This window comes from Brevundimonas sp. (genome assembly GCF_024711105.1).
GTDB lineage: Bacteria > Pseudomonadota > Alphaproteobacteria > Caulobacterales > Caulobacteraceae > Brevundimonas.
In genome coordinates this window covers 1-23,645 of record NZ_JANJTL010000136.1, presented here as the reverse complement: position 1 = coordinate 23,645, position 23,645 = coordinate 1, and the positions used below count along the sequence as shown (strand labels likewise).

Sequence of the window (23,645 nt, the reverse complement as noted above, 5' to 3'; positions counted from 1 at the left end):
GTCCTGTCAGAGGCGGCCTGCGGCCTCGGCGCGGTCGAGGTCTTCGATGTCCTCGAGCGTCGCGCCCGAAGCCAGGATGATGTCCACGGCGCGGCGATAAGGGGCCGTGCCGGGTTCCAGCCGCCCACGGGCGAACACCGCAGCCCGTTGGGCCTGCTCGAGTTCTTCCAGGGCGAAATGGTACTCGGCCTGGGCCAGGCGGGCCTGGCCGTCCTCGCCGATGGAGCCATAGGCCTGGGACATCAGCAGGTAAGCAAACGGATTGTCCGGTTCGAACGCGAGCGAGCGATGAAGCTCGGCGATTCCCTCCTGGGCCCGCGCCGCGTCTTCCTGGGCGAGAATGGACTGCGCCAGATTCAGGCGGAGCAGGCCGGCCTCCGGCAGCAGTTCCACAGAGCGCCGATGCGCAGGCTCGGCCTCGGCGGCCCGACCGGCCTCGAAGAGGACCTGCCCCTTCAACTCCCACAGGAAGGGGTTCTCCGGGTTCTCCTCCAGCAGCGCGTCGATCTGGGCGATGGCGTCATCGGTGTTGGCGGCCCGATAGGCGGCGATGGCCCGGGCGTAACGGGCCTCGTACGAGGTGTCGGACGATGGGTAGCGCGACAGGGTGTAGGCCGGGGGATTGAGGAAGGCGTAAAGCTTGGCCTGCATGACGCGGTGCTGGAACAACGCCTCTTCGGAGTCGGTCACCTCATAGTGCGACATGCCGCTGACGCGGCGGCGCAGCGCCGAGATCCGGTCCGACGACAGCGGGTGGCTGCGGAAGAAGGGGAACCGGCGTTCGTCCGAGAACAGCTCCTGGTAGCGGAACTCGTCGAAGAACTCGACCAGCCCCCGGCCCGACATGCCGGCGCCTTCCAGGGCGGTGACGGCGGCCTGGTCGGCGGCGGCCTCCTGGCTACGCGAGTAGGTGAGGGCGCCCAGAGTGCCGAAATAGCCGGAGTTGGCCAGCAGCAGGGCGCCGGCGTCCGGCGCGCCCGCGAGCGCGGCCAGGACCCCGAGGCCCATGGTGAGCAGGAAGGGCTTCATCCCCGCCTGGGTCATCTCGTTGCGGATCGTATGACCGCCCGAAATGTGGCCGGCCTCGTGCGCCAACACGCCGTAGAACTGGTTGGGCGTGTCGGCCTCAAGGATCAGGCCGGTGTGGAAGCCCATCCGCTGACCCGGGATCGCAAAGGCGTTCAGCGTCGGATCGTTGACCAGGAGGATGGTCACATCATCGGGATCGAGACCCGAAGCCTCGAGAATCGGATCCGCGTTCGAGCGGATGATCATCTCGATTTCGGTATCCCGGATCAGCGACTGGGCCGTGGCGACGGCGGGCGCCGCCAGCCAAAGGCCAGCGGCCGCAGCCGCCGCGATCAGACCACGCCAGGAAGAGGCCATGGATGAATACTCCGCCTTACGCCCCTGTCCCCGGCATAACCTAGCGTCGGATCAGCCCCGGCGCCACCAGCCGCGTTTCGGCTTCTCCGGCGGCGCGGTGATCTCACCGGGCAGAGGCTCTGCCGGGACGAGCGCGGGCTGCGGCTCCTGCTCCTGCTCCGGCTCCGGCTCCGGCTCGGCCACCGGCTCCGTGGCCACGGGCTCGGGCAAGGCTTCCGGGGCCGGCTCCGGCTCGGTGACGGGAACCGCTGGCTCCGGCGCGGGCTCGACCGCCTCAGCGACGGTTTCCGCGCCTTCCTCGCCACGCGGATCCGTGTCGGGGGCGGGGGTTTCGGTCACAGCGCTGGCCTTGCGGCGGACGCGACGCCGCTTGGGCGCTGCGGCGGCCTCGGGTGCGGCTGCATCGGCCGTAGGCGTCTCGGCGGCTTCGACCACCGCCCCGGGCTCAACGGTTGGCGCGGGCTTGGAGGCCGAGGTCTCCTGCTGCGGGCGGCGATCCAGCGGATCGAACCAGACATAGGGGTCTTCGAGGAAGGGGGTGCGTCCGCGAACCCAGCCATAGGCGTCGCCCTGACGGCCGCCTTCGTCCTCGCGGGAGCGGCGGCCCCCGCGGCGGCCGCGGCGGCGGCGGCGGGAGCCGCCATCGTCCTCGTCATCGGCGCGAGGGCCGCGAGGCGCCTCCGCCTCCGCCTCGCGCGGGCCCTCGGCGTCGTCACGCCGGCCGCCCCTGCGGCGGCGGCGGCGGCGTCCGCCGCGGCGCGCTTCGTCCCCGTTGCGATCCTCGCGGTCCTGGCCCGAGCGCTCGGCGCGGTCGTCGCCTTCTTCCTCTTCGGCGTCGTCCTCGAGGTCGTCCTCTTCCTCTTCGGGCTCGTCCTCGACAGCCTCGTCGGCCTCGTCCTCGGGGCGATAGCTGACACGGTCTCGGCCGACGGCCGGCGCGGCGCGAACGGGGGCGTCCACCGTTTCGGTGCGCTCGACCTTGCACTCGCCGTTGGCCAGGCTGTCGTCCACCTCGACCATCACGAACAGGCCGGAGGTCTCATGCAGGCGGGCGAGCGTGTCGCGCTTGTGGTTCAGGATGTAGAGGGCGACCGCGGTCGGGACCTTCAGCACCACCGTGCCGCCGCCCTTGGCGGCTTCCATTTCCACGGCGCGCATGGCCAGCAGCGCGCTGGACTCGGCCGAGCGCAGGCGGCCCGAGCCGCCGCAGTGTTCGCAGACGTGGGTGACGCCTTCCAGCAGGCCCATGCGGCGGCGCTGGCGGCTGATCTCCATCAGGCCGAACTGGCTGATCTTGCCCATCTGCAAACGGGCGCGGTCGGTGGAAAGAGCATCCTTTAGCGCCTTTTCGACGCCGCGGTTGTTCTTGGCCTCCTCCATGTCGATGAAGTCGATGACGATCAGGCCGGCCAGGTCGCGTAGCCGCATCTGGCGGGCGGCCTCCTCGGCGGCCTCGAGGTTGGTCTTGTAGGCCGTGGCCTCGATGTTCCGTTCCTTGGTCGCCTTGCCGGAGTTGACGTCGATGGCGACAAGGGCCTCGGTCTGGTTGATGACCAGATAGCCGCCGGACTTCAGCGGAACGACCGGGGTCTGCAGCTGCGCGAGCGTGTCCTCGACCTTGTGCTTCACGAACAGTGGGATCGAGCCCTCGTAGAGCTGGACCTTCTTGGCCTGGGCAGGGGTGAGCACCCGCATGAAGTCGCGCGCCTCGCGCCAGGCGGCCTCACCCTCGACCCACAGGGCCTCGAAATCCTTGTCGAACATGTCGCGCACGGCGCGCCGGACGAGGTTCTCCTCCTCGTAGATGAGGGAGGGGGCGATCGACTGCAGCGTGGTCTCGCGGATGCTTTCCCACAGGTGCAGCAGATATTCGTAGTCGCGCTGGATCTCCGCCTTGGTGCGCTTGGCCCCGGCGGTGCGGATGATCAGGCCCATTCCCTTGGGCACTTCCAGCGACTGGGCGATGGTCTTGAGGCGCTTGCGGTCGGTGGCGGTGGTGATCTTGCGGCTGATGCCGCCGCCCTTGCCCGTGTTGGGCATGAGCACGCAGTAGCGGCCGGCCAGCGAAAGCCACGTGGTCAGGGCCGCGCCCTTGCCGCCGCGCTCCTCCTTGACGACCTGCACCAGCAAGATCTGCCGGCGGCGGATGACTTCCTGGATCTTGTAGCGCCGCATCAGGCGGCGGCGCAGCTTGGCCTCCTCGGCGGGCAGGCCCTCGTCGTGGTCGTCCTCTTCGGCGTCCGCGACGTCTTCCTCGGTGTCCGCCTCGGCCATAATGGCTTCGCGGTCGGCGACCGGGATCTGGTAGTAGTCCGGGTGAATTTCATTGAAGGCGAGGAAGCCGTGCCGGTTCCCGCCGTACTCGATGAAAGCCGCCTGGAGACTGGGCTCCACACGGGTGACCTTGGCTAGATAAATGTTGCCGCGAAGCTGTTTGCGGTCGCGGCTTTCGAAGTCGAATTCTTCAACCCGTTGGTCGTTGACGACGGCGACGCGCGTTTCTTCCGCGTGCGCCGCATCGATCAGCATGATCTTGGACATGTAAGGCAGTGTCTCCAGGGCGCGCTCGGGCCACGACCGTCATGCGGTCGTCGGCGGCTCGCCGAATTGGGTGAGGGGCGCGCGAGGCGAAGCCGGCGGCGCCTTGGTCGGCGGTCGCGGCGTTCAGCCGGAATGAGGCGGTCGCGAAGCGGCCCATGGGGTCGTGTCTCTGTCGGTCGCACGCCTTGGCGCGCGGGACTGGCGGCAGCGACTGCTCTGTTGAGGGAGCGATCTCTTGCGCCGGGGTCGCCGGCCCTGAAGCGGTCCGTCAACGAACCTTAGCTGGGCGAGCGGTCTGAGATTAGCAAGAGCGAGGGGGGAAAAGAAAGGCCGATCTGAGGGCTGGGCCTTAACACATCGCGCACCGTGATCTGCGATAGTGGGGCTTCTGGTTAATGGGAGCAGTGGCCGTGGGTCTGGCGGGCCTGGTCAGGATGGTGTTCGGCAGCGGACGGCGGATCGCCGCCGCCATGACCGCGCTCGCCGTCTTCGCCACCGGCGCCATGGCCGCCGCCCAGGGGCTGACCGACGGTCCCGAGCGCGCCGACCTCGTACGAGTCAGATTCGGCGGTGACGCCCAACAGACCCGTGTCGTCATCGAGCTGACGCGTTCGGCGACGGCGCGGCTTCTCGATCAGAACGGCGAGCCTCGACTGATCGTGGCGCTGCCCGGCGTGGACGCCGGCGAGGGTCAGACTGGCCGGGGCGTGGGGCTGGTTCACAGCTATGAACTCGATCAGGCGGCGGGCGCCGCGCGCCTTCGACTGGCCCTGACCCGCCCGGCCGAGGTCAGCCGCCGGTTCCTGCTGCCCCCCGGGGACGGGGTGGAGGTCTACCGCTACGTGATCGATCTTGCGGCCCCTGGGGCGCCGAGCGGACGGGCCCAGGAGCGGGACGATCCGCCCCCGGTCGAGAGCCGCCGCGAGGCCCCTCCGGAGCGTCGGGTCATCGTCATCGACGCCGGGCACGGCGGGACCGACCCGGGCGCCCTCGGCAGCCGTGTCCAGGAGCGCGAGGTCACGCTCGCCGCCGCGCTGGAACTGAGGCGCCAGCTGGAGGCCACGGGCCGCTATCGCGTGGTCCTGACCCGATCGACTGACGTGCTGGTGCCCCACGCGCGCCGCGTCCAGATCGCCCGCGAGGCCGGGGCCGACCTGTTCATCTCGCTGCACGCCGACGCCGGCGCCAATCCCCAGACGCGTGGGGCCAGCGTCTACACCCTGTCTGACCGCGGCGCCGAGCGCGCGGCGCGCGAAGCCTTGGGCGGCGGCAGCTATGGCGGCATCGAGCTCCCGGCGGGAGATCCCTCGGTGAGGCGCGTCCTGCTGGACCTGACCCAGAGGGCGACGCTCAATCGATCCTCCGTGTTCGCGGGTGAACTGCTCGACGCCATCGGCGGGGAAGCGCCGCTGTTGGAACGCAGCCACCGCGACGACAACTTCGCCGTGCTGCTCGCGCCCGACGTGCCGGCCGTGCTGCTGGAGATGGGGTTCATCACCAATCCCGAGGACGAACGGCTGCTGGGCGATTCGGCCGGGCGCAGCCGGCTGATGGGGGCGGTCACGCGGGCGATCGACGCCTATTTCGCCCCGGACTTGCCGGGCGCGCGGGCCGCGGCGCCCTAAACGGCTTTTCGATCCGGCGGGGTCGGGCTAAATCCCTCCATGGCGCGACGCAGCGTCCGTCGCCGCCCGGGAGCAGCTTAGTGAAGTCAGCCGAGCGTTGGTTCGTCATGGCCGGCATCGCCGTGCTCGGCGCCGTCGCGGTGGCCGGCATGTGTCTGGCGATCTATTCTGCCTACCTGTTCCACGACCTGCCGGATGCGAGCGAACTGGCCGAATACCGCCCGCCGACGGCGACGCGGGTCTACGCCTGGGACGGCACCCTGATCGGCGAGTTCTCGCAGGAGCGCCGCATCTTTGTACCCTACGAGCAGATTCCGCCGGTGGTGGTGCAGGCCTTCCTGGCCGCCGAGGACCGGCACTTTTTCCAGCATGGCGGCGTGGATGTCGCGGGCCTCGGCCGGGCCATGGCCAAGAACGTGGTCAACCTGCTGCGCGGGCGGCGGCTCGAGGGCGGCTCGACCATCACCCAGCAGGTCGCCAAGAACGTTCTGCTGACCAGCGACTCGACCATCGGCCGCAAGGTCCGCGAGGCGATCCTGGCCCAGAGGCTGGAGGCTGTGCTCACCAAGGAGCAGATCCTAGAGCTCTATCTGAACGAGATCTTCCTGGGGTACCGCTCCTATGGGGTGGCGGCGGCGGCCTACAACTATTTCGGCAAATCGCTCGACCAGCTGACGCCGGCGGAAGCCGCCTTCCTCGCCGCCCTGCCCAAGGGCCCGAACAACTACCACCCGCGCCGCCGCACCGAGGCGGCGGTCGAGCGCCGGAACTGGATCCTGGGCCAGATGCGCGAGATCGGCTGGCTGACCCGCGAACAGGAGCAGGAGGCCATCGCCTCGCCGCTTGTGGTGCAGGACGCGCCGCGCCGCGCCCAGTACCAGGACGCCGACTATTTCGTGGAGGAGGCGCGTCGCCGCGCGCTCGGCCAGTTCGGCCAGGACGTGAACCGTGGCGGCTATTACATGCGCACCACGCTCGACCCGCGCCTGCAGTCGATCGCCCGCGATTCCCTGATGGCGGGCCTCGAGGCCTACGACCGCCGCCATGGCTGGAGAGGCGCCTGGGGCAACGTCCAGATCGCCGAGGGCTGGCAAGATCAGGCGCAAGCCGAGTCCCCGCCGCGCGAACGCCGCCGCTGGCAGGCCGCCGTGGTCGAGAGCGTCTCGGGCGCCAATGTCGGCATCCTGCTGGCGTCTGACGGCTCATCGGGCCAGCTGCTTGCCGCCGACGCCGCCTGGGCCAACGCGGGGGCGGGGCTGAACCGTGGCGATCTGATCTTCGTGGAGCCCCTCGAAGAGGGCGGCTACGGCCTGCGACAGATTCCGGCGGTGAACGGCGCCCTGGTCGCCATCGAGCCCTATTCCGGGCGCGTGGTCGCGATGGTCGGTGGCTATTCCTATTCGCTGTCGAGCTTCAACCGGGCGACCCAGGCGGAGCGGCAGCCGGGCTCGGCCTTCAAGCCCTTCGTCTATGCCTCGGCGCTGGAAACCGAGTTCACACCGGCCTCGATCATCGTCGACGGACCCATTTCGCTGCCGGGCGCCAACGGCCAGCGCTGGACGCCCCAGAACTACAGTCGCCGCTTCTATGGGCCACAGTCGATCCGGCGCGGCCTGGAGCTGTCGCGCAACCTTATGACGGTTCGGCTGGCCCAGAGCGTCGGCATGCAGAGAATCCGCGAGGACGCGATCCGTTTCGGCGCCGTGACCGACATGGAGCCGGTCCTGTCGATGGCGCTAGGCGCCGGCGAAACGACACCGCTGCGGCTGACCGCGGCCTATGCCGCCTTCGCCAACGGCGGGCGACGCGTGACGCCGCACCTGATCGAGCTGGTTCAGGATCGGAATGGCGAGACCATCTGGAGCGCTGAACGTGATCTCGCGCCTGAGCGGGCCTGCCGCACCTGCGACCGGAACTTCGATGGCCGGGAGAGTCCGCGCGTGCCGCCGCCCGGAGAGCAGGTCATGGACCCGATCACGGCCTATCAGATCACCTCCATGCTGGAGGGCGTCGTCCAGCGGGGCACCGCCACGCAGGTGCGGGTCCTGGAGCGTCCGGTGGCGGGCAAGACGGGGACGACCAACGATTATCGCTCGGCCTGGTTCGTGGGCTACACGCCCGACCTAGTGGTCGGCGTGTTCGTCGGCTTCGACGACAACCGGTCGCTGGGCGATGGCGAGGTCGGCGGCGTCGCCTCGGTGCCGATCTTCGTCGACTTCATGGAAGAGGCCATGCGGGGACGGCCGGTCCTGCAGTTCCGCCGCCCGGCCAACGCCATTTGGCGGACCGTCAACGGCATCGAGGAGGCCTTCCGGCCCGGCACCGAGCGCGTGCGCGAACCGCCTCGCGATCCCCAGGGCCGCCAGACCTATGAGACGCTGGACGGCGTGCCCTACAATCCGGGTCCGCGCGTGCCGGAGGACGAGCTGCCCCCGCCACCCGTGATCGCGCCGCCGCCGAAGAACGACCCGCCCGAGGACCTCAGCGGCCTATATTGATCGCGGGTTGTCTGTCCCGGCCGGGGGTCCTATCTGGGCCGCCTTCCGTACTGGAGTTGCACATGAGACCGGATGTCGAGGCCATGAAGGCCGACATCGAGCAGAGCATCGCTCTGCTCAGGAGGCGTCTTTGACTGGGAGCCCGCGCTCCGAAAGCTCGATGAGCTGAACGCTCGGGTCGAGGACCCGACCCTCTGGGACAAGCCTGAGGAGGCCCAGGCTGTGATGCGCGAACGCCAGCGCATTCAGGGCCAGGTCGACGCCGTCCGTCAGATGGAGACCGGCCTGGAGGAGGGCGTCATGCTCTCCGAAATGGCCGACGAGGAAGGCGACGAGGCCGCTCTCGAGGACGCCCGCACGCAGCTGCGCGCCATCAAGGACCGGGCCGCGCGCGCCGAGCTTGAGGCCCTGCTGTCCGGCGAGGCGGACGGCAACGACGCCTATCTGGAGGTGAACTCCGGCGCCGGCGGAACCGAGTCCAACGACTGGGCCTCCATGTTGCTGCGCATGTACACCCGCTGGGCCAACGCCCACGGCTATGAGGTCGAGTTCCAGGAAGAGACCCCTGGCGAACAGGCCGGCATCAAGTCGGCGACGGTCCTGATCAAGGGACCAAACGCCTATGGCTGGTTGAAGTCGGAGTCGGGGGTTCACCGCCTGGTGCGGATCAGTCCCTACGATTCCAGCGCACGGCGACACACCAGCTTCGCCTCGGTCGGCGTGTCGCCCCTGGTCGACGACACGATCGAGATCGAGATCAACCCGGCGGACGTACGGACCGACACCTATCGCTCATCCGGAGCCGGCGGGCAGCACGTCAACAAGACGGACTCTGCGGTCCGCCTGACGCACATTCCGACGAATACGGTCGTGGCCTGCCAGATGGGCCGCTCCCAGCACCAGAACCGCGAGGAAGCCTGGCGCATGCTGCGTGCGCGTCTCTACGAGCTGGAGCTGCAGAAGCGCGAGGCGGCCGCCCAAGCCCTGGCCGACGCCAAGACGGACATCGGCTGGGGGCACCAGATCCGGTCCTATGTCCTGCAGCCGTACCAGATGGTGAAGGACCTGCGCACCGAGGTCGAAACCTCGGACACCCAGGGCGTGCTCGACGGCGACCTCGACGCCTTCATGGGCGCCGCCCTCGCCCAGCGCGTCGGCGCGACGCGCGGCGAGACGGTGGAGTAGGCGGCGCGGCCCTTGGGGCCGCGCACATTCATCGAATCAGGCGCCCGGCTTCAGCTCGACGACCTGGGGTTCGGTCGACGCGGGGGCGGCCGGAGGCTGCGCCGGGGCGGCGGCCGGCTGGCCGGCGCGGGCCTGGAGGCAGCGGCCCTGGAAGTAGGCGCCGACCTCGATCGCCAGCTGCTCGTGGTTGATGTCGCCATCGACGTAGGCGGTGCCCAGCAGGCGGACCTGCTTGCCGGTCACCGAGCCGACCACGCGGCCGCGGATCTCGACGGTCTCGCCCTGGACCGAGCCTTCGACCGCACCGGTCTCGCCGACCGTCAGGCGGCCGACGCGGACATCGCCCTTGACCGACCCGTCGATCTGCAGCTCGCCCGAACCGGAGACATTGCCCTCGAACACCAGGTCCGACGCCAGCACCGAGGCGCCGCGGGCCGGACGCGGCGGCGCGGCGGGAGCCGCGGCCTGACCCGGCGCGCCCGTGCGCGCCTGGCCCGGCGAAGGCAGGTCCGGCAGCGGCGGGATCGGCGGTTGGGCCTGACCCTTGGGGGCGGGATTAGTCTTGGGCTTGTTGAACATAGTCTCCGGCTCTCATGAATCGGGCGGGGTTCTGCGGACGGCCGTTGACCCACACCTCATAGTGCAGGTGGACGCCGGTTGAGCGGCCCGTCGAGCCCATGGCGCCGATGCGCTGGCCTACGGCGACCCGTTGGCCGACGGTGACGTTGAAACCTTGGAGGTGGGCGTAGCGGGTCTTGAAGCCGCCGCCGTGGTCGATCTCGACCGTGTTGCCATAGCCGGAGCGGACCCCGGCGAAGGAGATCACGCCCGGCGCCGTGGCGCGGATCGGCGTGCCCAACGGGCCGGCGAAGTCCTGGCCCTGGTGCAGGGCCGGGCGGTGATTGAACGGGTCGAAACGGACGCCGAAGCCGGACGTGGTCCTGGCTGTGGCGGATGGGCGGCCGAACGGAAGCCGCTCCGCGGCGTCGGCCAGGGACCGCATGTCGGACAGGTCGTCGGTCGCCCGCTGGATGCGCCGGGCGAAGGACTCGTCCACGTCGAGGATAGCGGCCAGGGCCTCGGGATTGTCGGCGTCGACCAGCGGGCCGCCCAGCGCGCTCGGTGAGCCCGCGTAGGCCGCGGGGTTCAGGCCGGCGAGGCGGAAGGCGAGGCGCAGGCGCTCGGCCCGGCTGTCGGCGAAGCTCTGGGCGCGAGCGATCAGGCGCTCCTGATCCATGCGCACGGCCACCAGTCGCGCCACCGGCGGCCGGTCGGCGGCGAGAGGTTCCGCAGGGGCCAGCTCCTGTTCAGCGCCGGGGATGCCGCGGAACTGGGTCATCACGCGGGTCAGGGCCGCGTGGCGGCGCTCGACCGAGTGGGCCAGATCATCGATCGAGCCGGAGGTCGCGGCCATGCGGGCGACGGCGCTGTCCAGGCGGGCCTGAAGGTCGGCGTTCATGCGCTCCGACGCGGCGCGGACCCGGTGGACCTGCCGCTCGGCGGTGATGCCGGTCACCGCGCCCCAGATGACGCCGCCGGTGGCGACGAGCAGCCACCCGCCCAGCAGGCAGGCGCCGGCGGCCATCATCATCTGGCGACCAGGGCTCAGGACGTGTCCGGTGATTTCGCCGTCAGGAGTGCGAAGGAAGAGGTGACGCTCTGGAAACAGCCGTTCGACGAACGACCTTAGTCGAGACACCCGGACCTTCGACATTACACTACAACCCCCACACCCGGCCTCGGCCATATGCCGTAAGTAGCCAAGGCGGCGCAACCCCGTTCACCCTTCGTTAACTACGAATAGGCGGTGAAATGCGAGTCTGCACAGCTTTTCAGCGATTATTCGCCTGTCAGGCGTATGAGCAACGAATCTGCCGCCAACCCACCGCGTCGCCGCTAGGTCTAGTATTCGAAGCGCCGTTTCATGCCGATTAATAGATATCGGTAACGGCGGGTTGAGATGGCTACAGGGCCCGGGCGGCCTCGAGCACCTCGGCGGCGTGGCCCTTGACCGAGACCTTTCGCCACACCCGCGCAACACGCCCCTCGGCGTCGATCAGGAAGGTGGCGCGCTCAATGCCCATGTAGGTCCGGCCATAGAGCTGCTTCTCGACCCAGACGCCCCAGTCTTCCGTGACGTGGCCGGTCTCATCCGAGGCGAGGACGACGGTCAGGTCGTGCTTGGCCTTGAAGCGGTCGAGCTTCTTCACCGGGTCCCTTGAGACCCCGATGACCGTGGCGTTCAGGCCCTCGAACTCAGGCAGCAGGCGCGAGAAGTCGATGGCCTCATTGGTGCAGCCCGGCGTGTCGGCCTTCGGGTAGAAGAAGACGACCACGGGGCGGCCCTTGAGCGAGGCGAGGGACACGCGTCCCCCACTGTCGGTCGGCAGGTCCAGCGACGGAGCGGCCTGGCCTTGCTGGATGTCGGTCATCAGACGGGCCTCACGAGAACGATTTTCTTCTTGCCGGCGGCCAGCTTGAGGACCCCGTCAGCCGTGACGTCCCCTGCTTCGATCAGGCGCGCGCCGTCGGCGATCGGCTCATCATTCAGACGCAAGCCGCCGCCTTGCGCGAGGCGCCGCGCCTCGCCATTGGACTGGGTCAGGCCGGCGCGGGTGGCCACGGCTGCGATCATGGCGCCGACCACCTCGTCCGAGGGAAGCTCCACCGTCGGCAGGTCGGCGGACAGGCGCCCCTGTTCGAAGGCGGCCTCGGCGGCGCCGCGGGCGTGGGCCGCGGCGTCCGCGCCGTGCAGCATGGTGGTGGCGGCGTCCGCGAGCGCCTTCTTGGCGTCGTTGATCTCGGCCCCCTGAAGCGCCTCCAGCCGCGCGACCTCATCCAGTGGCAGGTCGGTGAACAGGCGCAGGAACCGGCCCACGTCGGCGTCGTCGGCGTTCCGCCAGAATTGCCAGTAATCGTAGGGGCTCAGCTGCTCGGCGTTCAGCCAGACCGCGCCCTGGGCGGTCTTGCCCATCTTGCCGCCCGAGGCGGTGGTCAGCAGCGGGGTGGTCAGGCCGAAGGACGGCTGGCCGTCCACGCGCCGCACCAGATCGACGCCCGAGACGATGTTCCCCCACTGGTCCGAGCCGCCCATCTGCAGGCTGCAGCCGTAGCCGCGGTTCAGCTCCAGGAAGTCCACCGACTGCATCAGCATGTAGTTGAACTCGAGGAAGGTCATCGGCTGCTCGCGCTCGAGGCGCAGCTTGACCGAGTCGAAGGCCAGCATCCGATTGACCGTGAAGTGCGTGCCGTACTCGCGCAGGAACTCGATGTAGCCGTAGCCGGACAGCCAGGCGTCGTTGTCGAGCATGAGGGCGTCGGTCGGCCCGTCGCCGAAGGTCAGGAACTTCTCGAAGACGGTGCGGATCGAGGCGATGTTCGACTGGATGGTCTCGTCGGTCAGCTGCGGCCGCGAGGCGTCTTTGCCGGTCGGGTCGCCGACCTTGGTGGTGCCCCCGCCCATCAGCACGATCGGCCTGTGACCCGCCTGCTGGAGCCGGCGCAGCATCATGATCTGGATCAGGCTGCCGACGTGCAGCGACGGCGCGGTGGCGTCGAAGCCGATGTAGCCCGTGACCACGCCCGCGGCGCAGGCCGCGTCCAGCTCTTCTGGATGGGTGATCTGGTGGATGTAGCCGCGCGCCTGAAGCGTCTTCAGGAAGTCGGACTTGAAGGCGGGGTCGGTCATGGACGGCTCCGTTAGCAGGGAAGCCGGCGGGCGTCAGGGGGATTTGCGCGCCGGCGGGTGCGGCGCAGGGGATCGCGGGCCGCTCGCTAGGACAGCGGGCGGCGATAGAAGCCGGGAAGGACGCGCGCGGCGATCACGGCTCAGCGGTAGCCGCGGCCATTGACCGGGGTCAAGCGCCCGCTATCGAAGACGGATGATCGTGAAGCTGAAGCCTCACCCCATGACGCCGCCGGAACCGGTCTGGTCGGTCGAGGTCTATGTGGAGCGGGATGGCGCAATCCTGTGGCTGCGGTTCGTCGTGGACGGGGAGGTCGATGAGATCGATTGGCCGGGCCCTGGCTCCGCCGGGCGAGCCGACGACTTGTGGAAGCACACCTGCTTCGAGGCCTTCGTTCGCACGCCGGACGGCTACCGCGAGTTCAACCTGTCGCCCTCGTCGCAGTGGGCCAGCTACCGCTTCGATGGCTATCGCGCAGGCATGCGGGAGGCCGATGAGGTCGCCACCGTCCTCGGCATGGACGCCGCCTCGGACATGGTCGCCCTGGAGGCCCACATAGAACTGCCGCCGGACGCGGACCGTCTGGCGCTGTCGGCGGTCATCGAGGCCGCCGACGGGAAAATGTCCTACTGGGCGCTCGCCCATCCGTCCGATAAGCCGGACTTCCATCACCCCGACTCCTTCGTCCTGGAGCTTCCATGAAGTTCGGCATCGACCGCCTGCTTTCCGAGCCTGAGCTGTCGCAGGCGCTGCGCGGGCGGCGCGTGGCTCTGCTGGGACATCCGGCCTCGGTGACGGCGGACCTGACGCATTCGCTGGACGCGCTGGCGGCGCATCCTGACATTCGCCTGACGGCCGCCTTCGGGCCGCAGCACGGCATGCGCGGCGACCTGCAGGACAACATGATGGAGAGCCCGGACGAGACCGACGCCCGGCTCGGCATCCCGGTGTTCAGCCTCTATGGCGAGGTGCGCCGCCCGACCGGCCAGTCGATGGGGACCTTCGACGTCCTGCTGGTCGACCTGCAGGATCTGGGTTGCCGCATCTACACGTTCGTGACGACGCTCCTGTACGTGCTGGAGGCCGCCGCCCAGCACGGCAATGCTGTGTGGGTGCTGGATCGTCCGAACCCCGCCGGGCGGCCGGTGGAGGGGCTGACGCTGCGTCCCGGCTGGGAGAGCTTCGTGGGCGCCGGGCCGATGCCGATGCGGCACGGCATGACGCTCGGCGAGATGGGCCGCTGGTTCATCGAGCGCTTCGGGCTCGACGTGGAGTATCGCGTCGTCGAGATGCAGGGCTGGGCGCCAGAGGCTGGGCCCGGTTTCGGCTGGCCGCTGGGCGAGCGGAGCTGGATCAACCCCAGCCCGAACGCGCCGAACCTGTCGATGGCCCGCGCCTACGCCGGCACGGTCATGCTGGAGGGGACCACCCTGTCGGAGGGGCGCGGCACCACGCGCCCGCTGGAGGTGTTCGGCGCCCCGGACATCGACGCCCGCGCCGTGATGGCCGAGATGCGGGCGCTCGCGCCGCAGTGGCTGGAGGGCTGCCGCCTACGTGACTTGTCGTTCCAGCCGACCTTCCACAAGCACGTCGGCCAGCTGTGCGCCGGGGTGCAGATCCACGTCGACGACCCAGCCTACGACCATGCGGCGTTCAGGCCCTGGCGGCTCCAGGCCCTGGCGTTCAAGGCGATCCGGCGGCTGTATCCGGACTATGCGCTGTGGCGCGACTTCCCGTACGAATACGTCTTCGACAAGCTGGCCATCGACGTCATCAATGGCGGGCCGGCGCTGCGAGAATGGGTTGATGACGCTGAGGCCACGCCCGATGACCTCGACGCCCTGACGAGGCCGGACGAAGAAGCCTGGACCGAAGAGCGCCGGCCGCACCTGATTTACTAGTCGGCAACTCCTTCCGGGTCGCGGGGCGGAGCCTCGGCAGGCCTTGCCCGCGCACGCTGTTCCGTTGACCGAAAAACCAAGTCTGTCAGGGCCTTGACCGAGCGCCCTGCTGGCCCGGTCCTTGCGCGTGCGCGGGCGAGCCAGAACCGGCTCAGCGGCCAGAAAGCGTCGCTTCAACCCCGACCAGAATGGAAGGACGACCGAATGCCCAGCAGCTCGGTGAATACGAACGTGGGCGCGATGATCGCGCTCCAGAACCTGAACAAGACGAACGTGGAACTGGCGACGACTCAGAACCGCATCAACACCGGCCTGAAGGTGGCAAGCGCCAAGGACAACGGCGCGATCTGGGCGATCGCCCAGTCGCAACGGTCCGAGGTGGCGGCGCTTTCGGTGGTCCAGAATTCCCTGGACCGCGGCAAGTCGGCGGTCGATGTGGCGGTGGCCGCCGGTGAGAGCATCTCGGACCTCCTCATTCAGCTGAAGGAGAAGGCCCTGGCGGCCAAGGATTCCTCGATCGACACGGCGGCTCGCAACGCCCTGAACGAGGACTTCAAGGCCATCCGCGACCAGATCGCCAAGACCGTCTCCAACGCCGAGTTCAACGGGGTGAACCTGCTGAAGTCCGGCGCGGCGGCCTTCAAGGCACTGGCCAATGCGGACGGCTCGTCCACGATCGACGTGGCGGCGGAGATCATGAAGCTGTCGGGGTCCATCGTGACCGTGACCTCGACGGAAGTGATCGACACCCTGACCAAGGCGGCGGCGGTGCTCACCAAGGTGGACGCCTCGATCGCCAACGTCTCCGCCTCGTTGGCCCGCATGGGGACGGCGTCCAAGTCGCTCGACACCCACCGCACCTTCGTGTCCAAACTTCAGGACACGCTGACGGCGGGGGTCGGCAACCTGGTCGACGCCGACCTGGCGAAGGAAAGCGCCAAGCTCCAGGCCCTGCAGACCAAGCAGCAGCTCGGGGTTCAGGCCCTGGCCATCGCCAACCAGTCGCCGCAGATCATCATGCGACTGTTCCAGTAGGGGCTGTTCAGGTTCAAACCTGGAGGGCCGGGCGGGTGACCGTCCGGCCCTTCGCCTATTCAGGCCCGAAGGGCGTCTACAACGGCCCAAAAGGTGGGCTTGGGAGCGCCATCGTCGTCGAACATGAGCGGCGCGTCGGTCTGGTCGCCGCCGTAGAACTCCATACGCACCCAGGACTCCGTGTCGCGCACGCCCCAGATGGTGAAGGCGTACTGCTGGGCGGCCGGAAGGGCGGAATAGGCCTCTATCGCCTCTTCATAGAGGCGGACCTGGGCGGCTTCCTTCTGGGCGCGGCTGCGCAGGTCGACGCCACTGCCCTGTAGGGACACGTCGAACTCGGAGACATGCAGGGGCAAGCCGAAGGAGGCGAGGTCGCGGATCGCGGCGGTGATCTGGCCCGGCGCCAAGTCCACGCTGACGTGGCTCTGGTTGCCGACGCCGGTGATCGGCACGCCTCGGTTCAGCATGTCCTCGATCAGCCGCATATAGGTCAGCCGCTTCCTGGGGTTGTGCTCCAGGTCGTAGTCATTGACGAACAGGACGGCGTTCGGGTCGGTCTCTCGTGCGAGCTCGAAGGCGCGGATGAAATGTCCGTCCTGCCCGAGATTGCGGCTCCAGAGGGAGTCGCGCAGGCCGACGCCGTCAGTGTTCACCGGCTCGTTGACGACGTCCCAGCCACGGATTCGTCCGGCGTAACGGCCGACGACCTCGCGGATGTGGGCGTCATAGGCGGTCTCCATGGCCCGGCGTGAGCCGTCCATGCGCTCGAACCACTGTGGCGTGTCGGCGTACCAGATCAGGGTGTGGCCCTGCATCGTCTGGTTATTGCGCCGGCAAAAATCGGCGATCCGGTCGGGCCCGTCGAAGCGCAGGCGCCCGTCCGGCTGGACCAGGTACTCCATCTTCAACTCGTAGCCGGTGGTGATCTGATCGAACTGGGTCGAGGCCAGCTCGGTGATGACCGGCACGGCGAACTGGTCGGTGACGATCTGGGTGCCGATGGGGAAGGGGGCGAGGTCGCGCAGACGCGGCAGGGGCCCGCCCGACATGCGCCGCCCGCCCCCGTTGCCGCCACCGGGCTGGGCGCCGGCCTGGTCGCAGGCGACGAGCGCGAGGCTGGAGGCCAGCAGGCCTCGTCGCGACAGGCTGTAACGGTTCATTGCGCGGCCTCCAGAACGTGGGCCGGACGTCGCGGCGCGGGCTTCAGCAGGGCGCGGACGGCCAGGCCCGCGAACAGGACGGCGCACTGGGCGTAGCGAAGGCCCAGGCGGCGGGGATCGCCCATCAGCCGCCAGACCCATTCGAGGCCTGAACGCTGCATCCAGCCGGGGGCGCGGACGACCTTGTTTGAGATGAAGTCCAGCGCCGCGCCGACGCCAAGGAAGCCGACCGCCGGGCATAGAGGCTTCAGGGCTGCGGCCAGCAGTTCCTGCTTGGGCGCGCCGAGGCAGAGGAAGCACAGCCGCGCGCCCGAGGCGTTGATCCGTCGGGCCAGCGCGGCGACGTCGAATGAGGACAGGTCCGCAGGGACCATTGGTGTCTCCGCGCCGGCGATGTTCAGGCCGGCGTGGCGGCCCTTGAGGGTCTCGATCGCAGTGGCCTGGGCCGCCGGGCCGGGCCCCACGATGTAGACACCGAGGCCTGCTTTCGCGGCGCCGGCGCACAGGGGCTCGACCATGTCGGCGCCGGCGGCGCGTTCGACGGATCTATCCTCGCGGCGGGCCAGCCACACCACCGGTGCGCCGTCGGCGCTGACCAGATCAGCCGCAGCGTAGGCGTGCACGAAGGCAGGATCGTTCCGCAGCTTGACCAGATGGTCGAGGTTCAGGGTGAACAAGGCGAAGCCCTGGCCGCGTCCCGCACGCGCCAACGCCTCGCGCACGGAGGCCGCGAGGGTCGGCAGATTGATGCGGACGCCTTCGATCTCGACGGATGTCATCCTCGCAGGATCGCGTGGCGAGGCTAAGATTCCGTTCCCTGGATCAGCGCTTGATCGCGCGCGCCGTGGTTACCGCCGCCGCACCGAAGCGGTCGCGCAGGGTGTCGACGGCGCGTTCGGTCTTGAGGGCGCGGGTCTCGGACGAGCCGAAGAGGTCGGCGGGGAGGTCGCCGGGCTCGACGAGGTCGGCCAGGCCGACGCCGATCAGGCGGTAGGGAATGCCGATCTCGCGGGCCAGCAGCTCGCGGGCGTGGGCGAACATGGTCCGCGCCGTCTGGGTCGGCTCGGGCAGGGTGCGGCGGCGCGTCAGGATGCGGAAGTCGGTCCGGCGCAGCTTGAGCACCACGACCCGCCCGGTGACGCCGGTCCGACGCGCCTTGGACGCCAGCTTGTCGCACAGCGGCCAGAGCTCGTCCTCCAGCGCCTTCACGTCCGACAGGTCCTCGTTGAAGGTGGTTTCGGCGCTCATGCCGCGGCGGTCGGACTCGGGATCGACCGGGCGGCTGTCGCGGGCGTGGGCCAGGGCGTGCAGGCGCAGGCCGTGGTCGCCGTACCGCGCGGCGAGCTGCTTGACGTCCGCGCGGGCCAGATCGCCGACGGTGCGGTAGCCGTCCGAGATCAGGCTTTTCGCAAAGACCGGCCCAACGCCCGGCAGGATGCTGACCGGCCGGGGCGCCAGGAAGGCCGGGGCCTCCTCCTCGCCGATGACGGTGAAGCCGCGCGGCTTGTCGATGTCCGAGGCGATCTTGGCCAGGAAGCGGTTGGCGGCCAGGCCGATGGAGACGGTCAGGCCGGTCTCCGTCTCTATCCACTTCTGCAGGCGGGCCAGCTGGAAGGCGGCGGGGCCGCCGTTCAGCCGCTCGGTGCCCGACAGGTCGGCCCAGGCCTCGTCAAGCGACAGGGGCTGGACCAGCGGGGTCAGCTCGCCGAGCGCACCCAGGATGCGGCTGCTCTCGTGCTTGTACTTGGCGAAGTCGGGCTTGATGACCACGGCCTCGGGGCAGGCCTTGAGCGCCTTGAACATTGGCATGGCCGAGCGCACGCCGTACTGGCGGGCGATGTAGCAGCAGGTGGCCACCACGCCGCGCTTGCCGCCGCCGACGATGACCGGCTGGTCGCGCAGTTCGGGCCGGTCGCGCTTCTCGACCGAGGCGTAGAAGGCGTCGCAGTCCATGTGGGCGATGGTCAGCCGGTCGAGTTCCGGGTGCGCCAGGACGCGCGGAGATCCGCAGGCGGCGCAGCGGCCGGCCGCGATTTCCGCACCCAGACAGTCCCGGCACAGCGCCTTCATGGCTTCATTCGACCTTAAGGTTGCCGGACCATAGTCCACAGCCAACAGCGGGGGATCGCACGGCTCGGCCGCGCTCAACCTACGCTGAAATCGGGTGTGGGTGGATGATGTCCAAGAAGGTCCTCATCGTCGAGGATAACGAGCTGAACATGAAGCTCTTTCATGATCTGCTCGATGCCCAGGGCTATGAGACCCTGCAGACCCGCGAGGGGCTGCAAGCGCTCGCCCTGGCCCGGCAGCACCGTCCCGACCTGATCCTCATGGACATCCAGCTGCCGGAGATCTCCGGGCTCGAGGTGACCAAGTGGCTGAAGGAGGACGACGACCTGTCCCACATCCCAGTGGTGGCCGTGACGGCCTTCGCCATGAAGGGCGACGAGGAGCGGATCCGCGAGGGCGGCTGCGAGGCCTATATCTCCAAGCCCATCTCGGTGATGCACTTCTTGGACACCGTGCGCAGGCACCTGGGCTGATCCGGAGAGTCGAGCGTGACGGCGCGTATCCTTGTCGTTGACGATATCGAGGCCAACGTCCGGCTGCTCCAGGCCAAGCTGGCGGCTGAATACTATGACGTCCTGACGGCGTCCGACGGGACGACCGCACTGGCGATGGCGGCGGCCGACCAGCCGGACCTGATCCTGCTCGACGTGATGATGCCGGGGCTGGACGGGTTCGAGGTCTGCCGGCGGCTGAAGGACGACGCGGCCACGCGGCATATTCCGGTGGTGCTGATCACTGCGCTCGACGGGCGCGAGGACCGGATCACGGGCCTGGAGGCCGGAGCCGACGACTTCCTGACCAAGCCGGTCGACGACGTGATCCTGTTCGCGCGGGTGAAGTCGCTGACCCGGCTGAAGTCGGTCATCGAGGAACTGCGCAAGCGCGAGGAGTCCGGCCGGCGGCTGGGGCTGCTCGAAGGCGCGGCGGCGCGGGTGCGGGCCGGGGGCGGCCGCGTCCTGGTCGTCGACGACAGTCCCCGGCAGGCCGAGCGGATCGCAGGCGAACTGTCGGGGGAACACCGTCCGATGATCGAGCCGGACCCCGCCAAGGCCCTGGCGGCGGCGCGCGGGCCGGTCGACCTGATCATCGTCAACGCCGCCTCGTCGGCGTTCGACGGACTTCGCTTCGTGGCGCAGGCGCGCTCGGACGCGGCCAGCCGGTCGCTCCCGATCCTGGCGGTGGTGGATCCCCACGACAAGGCGCGGCTGGTCAAGGCGCTGGACCTTGGCGTGAACGACATCCTGGCCCGGCCGATCGACCAGCAGGAGCTGGCGGCCCGCAGCCGCACCCTGATCCGGCACAAGCGCTATACGGACTTCCTGCGAGACCGCCTGGACCACAGCCTGGAGATGGCGGTCACCGATCCGCTGACGGGCCTGCACAACCGGCGCTACATGGCGGGACAGCTTGAACCCCTGGTGGCGCATGCGGCGCGAGGCGGGGCGTCGGCGGCCGTGCTGGTGCTGGACATCGACCACTTCAAGGCGATCAACGACACCTTCGGCCACGACTGCGGTGACGAGGTGCTGCGCGAGTTCGCGGTGAGGCTGGCGACCAATGTGCGTGCCGTGGACCTGCCCTGCCGGTTCGGCGGGGAGGAGTTCGTGGTGATCATGCCGGAGACCACGGTCGAGGACGCCCGGCGAATCGCCGAGCGCATCCGGGGTCACGTGGCGGGCTCGCCCTTCCGCGTGCTGGACGGGCGCGAGGCGCTGCAGGTGACGATCTCGATCGGCGTGGCCGCGACCTCCGGGGTGGGAGACACGGGCGAGGCCCTGCTCAAGCGGGCGGACGAGGCGCTCTACGACGCCAAGCAGTCGGGCCGGAACCGCGTCATCGCCCACGCCGCCTAAAGCAAAACGCCCGGCCGGGGGCCGGGCGTCGCAAATGGCGTCAGAAAGGCGGAAAGCCTTACTTGATCTTGCCTTCCTTGAACTCGACGTGCTGCTTGATCACGGGATCGTACTTCCGCATGACCAGCTTTTCGGTCTTGGTGCGGGCGTTCTTCTTGGTGACGTAGAAGAATCCGGTGTCCGCGGTCGAGTTCAGGCGGATCTTGATGGAAGCCGGCTTGGCCATCGGGAGAAACCTTGCTGCGGCGCAAAAGCCGCCGAAATCGGGAGCGGCGGAACATACTCAGGAAGCCGCGGAAGTCAACGCCGTGCTGGCGAAGCTGCATCGGGCGCTCTAGCGTGGCCGGATGAAACAGCTGATTGCTCTCTCCGCCCTCCTGCTCGCCGCCTGCGCCACCACGTCCGCCGGGGCGCCGGACCCGCAGGACGTCTTCTTCGAGAACCTGAGCGCCCTGTGCGGCCAGACCTTCGAGGGGCGGGTCACCACCACGGATGCGGCTGATGACGACTTCCGCAGGCAGAGGCTGGTCATGCATGTCCGGGACTGTTCCGAGGACGAGATCGGCATTCCCTTCATGGTCGGCGAAGACCGCTCGCGGCGCTGGGTGGTGACGCGGACGACCACAGGCCTGAGGCTCAAGCACGATCACCGCGACCCTGAGGGCGAGATCCACGGATATCACATGTACGGCGGCGACACGGCCGACGCGGGCACGGCCGAGCGGCAGGAGTTCCCGGTCGACCAGTTCTCCATCGACCAGTTCCGGGCCGGTGGGGCCGAGGTCTCGACGACCAATGTCTGGGCCATGGAGATCCGGCCGGGCGAAGCCTTCGTCTATGAACTGAGCCGGCCGGGTCGGCTGCTGCGGGTCGAGTTCGACCTGAGCCGGCCGGTCGGCGGCTGATCGGGGCCTCCCGGACAGCGACACAGCGACAGAGCGACATCGCGACAGCGGCGCGTGGACGATTTCAAAGAAGCTTCAGCCTAAGGCTGCGCGGGACGCCGGGGGCGCCGCGCGATCGGGTTTCGAAAAAGGCTAAACCAATCAACGGTCAGCGCTGAATCGAAGCGGGCGTTGCTAGGCGGATCACCCCGCGTCGCGCAGCGCGTTCAGCATGGCCACGGCGCGGTCCCAGCGCTCGAAGATGTCGCTGGCGTCGCCGGTGACGCAGCCGGCGTCCCAGCGGACCTCCTGGTCCTCGTGGCCCTCCTGGGACCAGGTGACGTCGCCGTAGGGCCCATCGGTGATGACCCGGTTGCACTCGAAGCGGGTCCCCTCGTAGGGGCGGAAGATGTCTCGGAGCTGCTCGAAGTCGGCCTCCGAGACGGTGAAGCGGGTGACCTCGCCTGCCTGATCGGTGAAGGTCGCCTCTCCGCCGCGCGGCACCGTCCACTGGCGGGTGACTCGGCCCCAGTAGCGCGCGGTCAGGGTGATGCGGTCAGGATCGGCAAGGCCGGGCGGCGGGGTCCAGTTGGCGTCGGCGAGCTCGTCGATGAGGGATCGAGCTTCATCGGAGCTGCGGGCCACGTCCCTGTAGGCGTTGGTATAGCAGAAGATGTGCCAGGGCTGGCGCGTCTCGACGCCGTTCGAGCGCCAGTGGAAATATCCCGTCGTGGGCGGATTGGTGTGGGGTTGGTCGCAGAGCAGTCCGCCTTCGCGGTAAGGCTCCAGCAGGTCGCGGATGCGGGCATAGTCTTCGCGGGTGACGGGAAAGCGTTTCACGGAGTCCCTGTCGGTGGGGTCCGCGAGTTCCGCCTCGCCTCCGTCCTCGATCCAGAAGTAAGACTCGTCGTGGGCGAACCTGCCGATCCGGTCGGGGGTGTCCTGGGCCAGGGCCGGGCCGGCGAGAAGACAGGCGCTCGCTACGAGGCCGACCAGAAAGCTACGCATCACGCACGCTCCGTCACTGAACCCGGCCACTAGACCCCGGGGGCGCCGTCGCGGCAACCCTGCGCGGGCCGCTGTCAGGGATGGTCAGTCGAGCGCCTGGATGTCGTGGCGGCCGCGGATGAAGCGGACGAACGGAGCCGGGCGGTCCGGATCGTCGAGCCGCTGGCGCACCTCTCCGATAACGAAGCGGGTGATGGCGGGCAGGTCGAGCGTCTCGGCCTCGGCCAGGGGGATCCAGGCGACCTCGTCCAGTTCTCCAGAGCCAGCGATGGGGTCCGGGTCGATGAGGGCCTCGGCGTCGGCCAGAAAGAAGCGGGCGTCGAAGCGCCGGGCCCGGCCGGGCGGAGTGATGGCGCGGGCCATGTAGGTCAGGGCCGACAGGTCGGGCAGGGCGCCGGCGGCGCGGTAGTCCCGCCAGGGGCCGGCGACCGAGGCGGGCGGCGCCTTGGCGCCGACGACCAGGCCGGTTTCCTCGAACGTCTCCCGCACGGCCGCCAGGGCCAGGGCTCGGCCCCGGGCCGGCGGCGCGCCGTGGGACAGCCGGGCGGCGGTGCGGGGGTCGAAGTCTCCCGTGTAGGCGGCGCGGAAGTCGGACCTGTCGATCCGCCCCCCGGGAAACACCCACTTGGAAGCCATGAACACATGGCCCCGCGCCCTCCGGCCCATGAGCACGGCGGGCTCGCGGTCGCGCCGCACCACGATCAGGGTGGCGGCGTCCTTGGGCCGCAGCCGCGCGCCGGTGACGGGGGCGTCGGCTAGGTCCTGCTTGGCGTCGAAGGGGGCGGTCATCCTGGGAATCCCTCTCCCATGGGG

The 23,645-nt window shown here is 69.2% G+C and carries 21 protein-coding genes; 9 read left to right on the top strand and 12 right to left on the bottom strand.

Annotation, left to right across the window (positions count from 1 at the left end):
* Nucleotides 1–6: 6 nt before the first annotated feature.
* A complete protein-coding gene (locus Q0M60_RS10080) occupies nucleotides 7–1,386 on the bottom strand; it encodes a M48 family metalloprotease (protein WP_296818874.1) in 1,380 nt (459 codons plus the stop codon).
* A gap of 51 nt (nucleotides 1,387–1,437) precedes the next feature.
* Nucleotides 1,438–3,927 carry an Rne/Rng family ribonuclease gene (locus tag Q0M60_RS10075; RefSeq protein WP_296818872.1) on the bottom strand — a complete coding sequence of 830 codons (2,490 nt, stop codon included), beginning with the start codon at nucleotides 3,925–3,927 and terminating at the stop codon, nucleotides 1,438–1,440.
* A gap of 410 nt (nucleotides 3,928–4,337) precedes the next feature.
* Between Q0M60_RS10075 and Q0M60_RS10070 the strand changes: the two genes are divergently transcribed.
* The 3 genes from Q0M60_RS10070 (at nucleotide 4,338) to prfB (ending at nucleotide 9,235) form a co-directional block, all read left to right on the top strand.
* On the top strand, nucleotides 4,338–5,552 hold the full coding sequence (locus Q0M60_RS10070) for an N-acetylmuramoyl-L-alanine amidase (RefSeq protein ID WP_296818870.1): 1,215 nt from the start codon (nucleotides 4,338–4,340) through the stop codon (nucleotides 5,550–5,552).
* A gap of 107 nt (nucleotides 5,553–5,659) precedes the next feature.
* A complete protein-coding gene (locus tag Q0M60_RS10065; protein ID WP_296818892.1) occupies nucleotides 5,660–8,050 on the top strand; it encodes a penicillin-binding protein 1A in 2,391 nt (796 codons plus the stop codon).
* Between the two features lie 62 nt (nucleotides 8,051–8,112).
* Nucleotides 8,113–9,235 (top strand): peptide chain release factor 2 gene (prfB, locus tag Q0M60_RS10060; protein ID WP_296818868.1). Its coding sequence is split into 2 segments (ribosomal slippage): nucleotides 8,113–8,181 and nucleotides 8,183–9,235, totalling 1,122 coding nucleotides; the frame shifts between segments, so codons are not numbered across the junction.
* A 36-nt stretch (nucleotides 9,236–9,271) separates the two neighbouring features.
* Here prfB and Q0M60_RS10055 read toward each other — a convergent pair.
* The 4 genes from Q0M60_RS10055 to tyrS form a co-directional block, all read right to left on the bottom strand.
* On the bottom strand, nucleotides 9,272–9,814 hold the full coding sequence (locus tag Q0M60_RS10055) for a polymer-forming cytoskeletal protein (RefSeq protein WP_296818866.1): 543 nt from the start codon (nucleotides 9,812–9,814) through the stop codon (nucleotides 9,272–9,274).
* On the bottom strand, nucleotides 9,792–10,949 hold the full coding sequence (locus Q0M60_RS10050; protein WP_296818864.1) for a peptidoglycan DD-metalloendopeptidase family protein: 1,158 nt from the start codon (nucleotides 10,947–10,949) through the stop codon (nucleotides 9,792–9,794). The genes Q0M60_RS10055 and Q0M60_RS10050 overlap by 23 nt, the downstream gene beginning before the upstream one ends.
* Before the next feature lie 250 nt (nucleotides 10,950–11,199).
* The gene (bcp, locus tag Q0M60_RS10045) at nucleotides 11,200–11,667 is read right to left on the bottom strand and encodes a thioredoxin-dependent thiol peroxidase (RefSeq protein ID WP_296818861.1); all 468 of its coding nucleotides are present in this window, start codon (nucleotides 11,665–11,667) and stop codon (nucleotides 11,200–11,202) included.
* Complete coding sequence (gene tyrS / locus Q0M60_RS10040) at nucleotides 11,667–12,923, bottom strand: tyrosine--tRNA ligase (protein WP_296818859.1); 1,257 nt, start codon at nucleotides 12,921–12,923, stop codon at nucleotides 11,667–11,669. The genes bcp and tyrS overlap by 1 nt, the downstream gene beginning before the upstream one ends.
* 193 nt (nucleotides 12,924–13,116) lie before the next feature.
* On the opposite strand from tyrS, the gene Q0M60_RS10035 reads away from it, so the two are divergent.
* From Q0M60_RS10035 to Q0M60_RS10025, 3 genes are all read left to right on the top strand, one after another.
* Complete coding sequence (locus Q0M60_RS10035; protein ID WP_296818858.1) at nucleotides 13,117–13,623, top strand: DOMON-like domain-containing protein; 507 nt, start codon at nucleotides 13,117–13,119, stop codon at nucleotides 13,621–13,623.
* Nucleotides 13,620–14,822 (top strand): DUF1343 domain-containing protein, encoded by a 1,203-nt coding sequence (locus Q0M60_RS10030; RefSeq protein WP_296818856.1) that lies wholly within the window; start codon nucleotides 13,620–13,622, stop codon nucleotides 14,820–14,822. The genes Q0M60_RS10035 and Q0M60_RS10030 overlap by 4 nt, the downstream gene beginning before the upstream one ends.
* A 204-nt stretch (nucleotides 14,823–15,026) precedes the next feature.
* The gene (locus Q0M60_RS10025; RefSeq protein ID WP_296818854.1) at nucleotides 15,027–15,857 is read left to right on the top strand and encodes a flagellin; all 831 of its coding nucleotides are present in this window, start codon (nucleotides 15,027–15,029) and stop codon (nucleotides 15,855–15,857) included.
* A 59-nt stretch (nucleotides 15,858–15,916) separates the two neighbouring features.
* Here the strand turns inward: Q0M60_RS10025 and Q0M60_RS10020 are convergent, their stop codons facing one another.
* The 3 genes from Q0M60_RS10020 to Q0M60_RS10010 are packed head-to-tail and all read right to left on the bottom strand — an operon-like array spanning nucleotide 15,917 to nucleotide 19,087.
* Entirely contained in the window at nucleotides 15,917–17,017 is a 1,101-nt protein-coding gene (locus Q0M60_RS10020) for an endo-1,4-beta-xylanase (protein WP_296818851.1), read from the bottom strand.
* Nucleotides 17,014–17,796 (bottom strand): WecB/TagA/CpsF family glycosyltransferase, encoded by a 783-nt coding sequence (locus Q0M60_RS10015; protein ID WP_296818850.1) that lies wholly within the window; start codon nucleotides 17,794–17,796, stop codon nucleotides 17,014–17,016. Before Q0M60_RS10015 ends, Q0M60_RS10020 begins: the two co-directional genes overlap by 4 nt.
* A 43-nt stretch (nucleotides 17,797–17,839) precedes the next feature.
* Nucleotides 17,840–19,087, bottom strand: coding sequence for a DNA polymerase IV (locus Q0M60_RS10010; RefSeq protein ID WP_296818848.1), 1,248 nt, complete (start codon nucleotides 19,085–19,087; stop codon nucleotides 17,840–17,842).
* A 107-nt stretch (nucleotides 19,088–19,194) separates the two neighbouring features.
* On the opposite strand from Q0M60_RS10010, the gene Q0M60_RS10005 reads away from it, so the two are divergent.
* Together Q0M60_RS10005 and Q0M60_RS10000 are read left to right on the top strand one after the other, a co-directional pair.
* Complete coding sequence (locus tag Q0M60_RS10005; RefSeq protein WP_296818846.1) at nucleotides 19,195–19,560, top strand: response regulator; 366 nt, start codon at nucleotides 19,195–19,197, stop codon at nucleotides 19,558–19,560.
* A gap of 15 nt (nucleotides 19,561–19,575) precedes the next feature.
* Nucleotides 19,576–20,940, top strand: coding sequence for a PleD family two-component system response regulator (locus Q0M60_RS10000; protein ID WP_296818844.1), 1,365 nt, complete (start codon nucleotides 19,576–19,578; stop codon nucleotides 20,938–20,940).
* A 58-nt stretch (nucleotides 20,941–20,998) separates the two neighbouring features.
* Here the strand turns inward: Q0M60_RS10000 and rpmG are convergent, their stop codons facing one another.
* Nucleotides 20,999–21,166, bottom strand: a complete 168-nt coding sequence (gene rpmG / locus Q0M60_RS09995; RefSeq protein ID WP_296818841.1) for a 50S ribosomal protein L33 — start codon at nucleotides 21,164–21,166, stop codon at nucleotides 20,999–21,001.
* A gap of 121 nt (nucleotides 21,167–21,287) precedes the next feature.
* Here rpmG and Q0M60_RS09990 point away from each other — a divergent pair, with 121 nt between their 5' ends.
* Nucleotides 21,288–21,845 (top strand): hypothetical protein, encoded by a 558-nt coding sequence (locus tag Q0M60_RS09990; protein WP_296818839.1) that lies wholly within the window; start codon nucleotides 21,288–21,290, stop codon nucleotides 21,843–21,845.
* Nucleotides 21,846–22,028: 183 nt separating this feature from the next.
* On the opposite strand, the gene Q0M60_RS09985 is transcribed toward Q0M60_RS09990, so the two are convergent.
* Together Q0M60_RS09985 and Q0M60_RS09980 are read right to left on the bottom strand one after the other, a co-directional pair.
* Nucleotides 22,029–22,832, bottom strand: coding sequence for a hypothetical protein (locus tag Q0M60_RS09985; protein ID WP_296818837.1), 804 nt, complete (start codon nucleotides 22,830–22,832; stop codon nucleotides 22,029–22,031).
* A gap of 84 nt (nucleotides 22,833–22,916) precedes the next feature.
* Entirely contained in the window at nucleotides 22,917–23,621 is a 705-nt protein-coding gene (locus Q0M60_RS09980; RefSeq protein WP_296818835.1) for an NUDIX domain-containing protein, read from the bottom strand.
* Nucleotides 23,622–23,645 lie beyond the last annotated feature (24 nt).

What these genes read in the sequence shown, in the direction of transcription:
- Q0M60_RS10080 (WP_296818874.1), bottom strand. Translation starts at nt 1,386, where the DNA reads ATGGCCTCTTCCTGGCGTGGTCTGATCGCGGCGGCTGCGGCCGCTGGC.
- Q0M60_RS10075 (WP_296818872.1), bottom strand. Translation starts at nt 3,927, where the DNA reads ATGTCCAAGATCATGCTGATCGATGCGGCGCACGCGGAAGAAACGCGC.
- Q0M60_RS10065 (WP_296818892.1), top strand. Translation starts at nt 5,660, where the DNA reads ATGGCCGGCATCGCCGTGCTCGGCGCCGTCGCGGTGGCCGGCATGTGT.
- Q0M60_RS10055 (WP_296818866.1), bottom strand. Translation starts at nt 9,814, where the DNA reads ATGTTCAACAAGCCCAAGACTAATCCCGCCCCCAAGGGTCAGGCCCAA.
- Q0M60_RS10050 (WP_296818864.1), bottom strand. Translation starts at nt 10,949, where the DNA reads ATGTCGAAGGTCCGGGTGTCTCGACTAAGGTCGTTCGTCGAACGGCTG.
- bcp (WP_296818861.1), bottom strand. Translation starts at nt 11,667, where the DNA reads ATGACCGACATCCAGCAAGGCCAGGCCGCTCCGTCGCTGGACCTGCCG.
- tyrS (WP_296818859.1), bottom strand. Translation starts at nt 12,923, where the DNA reads ATGACCGACCCCGCCTTCAAGTCCGACTTCCTGAAGACGCTTCAGGCG.
- Q0M60_RS10035 (WP_296818858.1), top strand. Translation starts at nt 13,117, where the DNA reads ATGATCGTGAAGCTGAAGCCTCACCCCATGACGCCGCCGGAACCGGTC.
- Q0M60_RS10030 (WP_296818856.1), top strand. Translation starts at nt 13,620, where the DNA reads ATGAAGTTCGGCATCGACCGCCTGCTTTCCGAGCCTGAGCTGTCGCAG.
- Q0M60_RS10025 (WP_296818854.1), top strand. Translation starts at nt 15,027, where the DNA reads ATGCCCAGCAGCTCGGTGAATACGAACGTGGGCGCGATGATCGCGCTC.
- Q0M60_RS10020 (WP_296818851.1), bottom strand. Translation starts at nt 17,017, where the DNA reads ATGAACCGTTACAGCCTGTCGCGACGAGGCCTGCTGGCCTCCAGCCTC.
- Q0M60_RS10015 (WP_296818850.1), bottom strand. Translation starts at nt 17,796, where the DNA reads ATGACATCCGTCGAGATCGAAGGCGTCCGCATCAATCTGCCGACCCTC.
- Q0M60_RS10010 (WP_296818848.1), bottom strand. Translation starts at nt 19,087, where the DNA reads ATGAAGGCGCTGTGCCGGGACTGTCTGGGTGCGGAAATCGCGGCCGGC.
- Q0M60_RS10005 (WP_296818846.1), top strand. Translation starts at nt 19,195, where the DNA reads ATGTCCAAGAAGGTCCTCATCGTCGAGGATAACGAGCTGAACATGAAG.
- rpmG (WP_296818841.1), bottom strand. Translation starts at nt 21,166, where the DNA reads ATGGCCAAGCCGGCTTCCATCAAGATCCGCCTGAACTCGACCGCGGAC.
- Q0M60_RS09990 (WP_296818839.1), top strand. Translation starts at nt 21,288, where the DNA reads ATGAAACAGCTGATTGCTCTCTCCGCCCTCCTGCTCGCCGCCTGCGCC.
- Q0M60_RS09985 (WP_296818837.1), bottom strand. Translation starts at nt 22,832, where the DNA reads ATGCGTAGCTTTCTGGTCGGCCTCGTAGCGAGCGCCTGTCTTCTCGCC.
- Q0M60_RS09980 (WP_296818835.1), bottom strand. Translation starts at nt 23,621, where the DNA reads ATGACCGCCCCCTTCGACGCCAAGCAGGACCTAGCCGACGCCCCCGTC.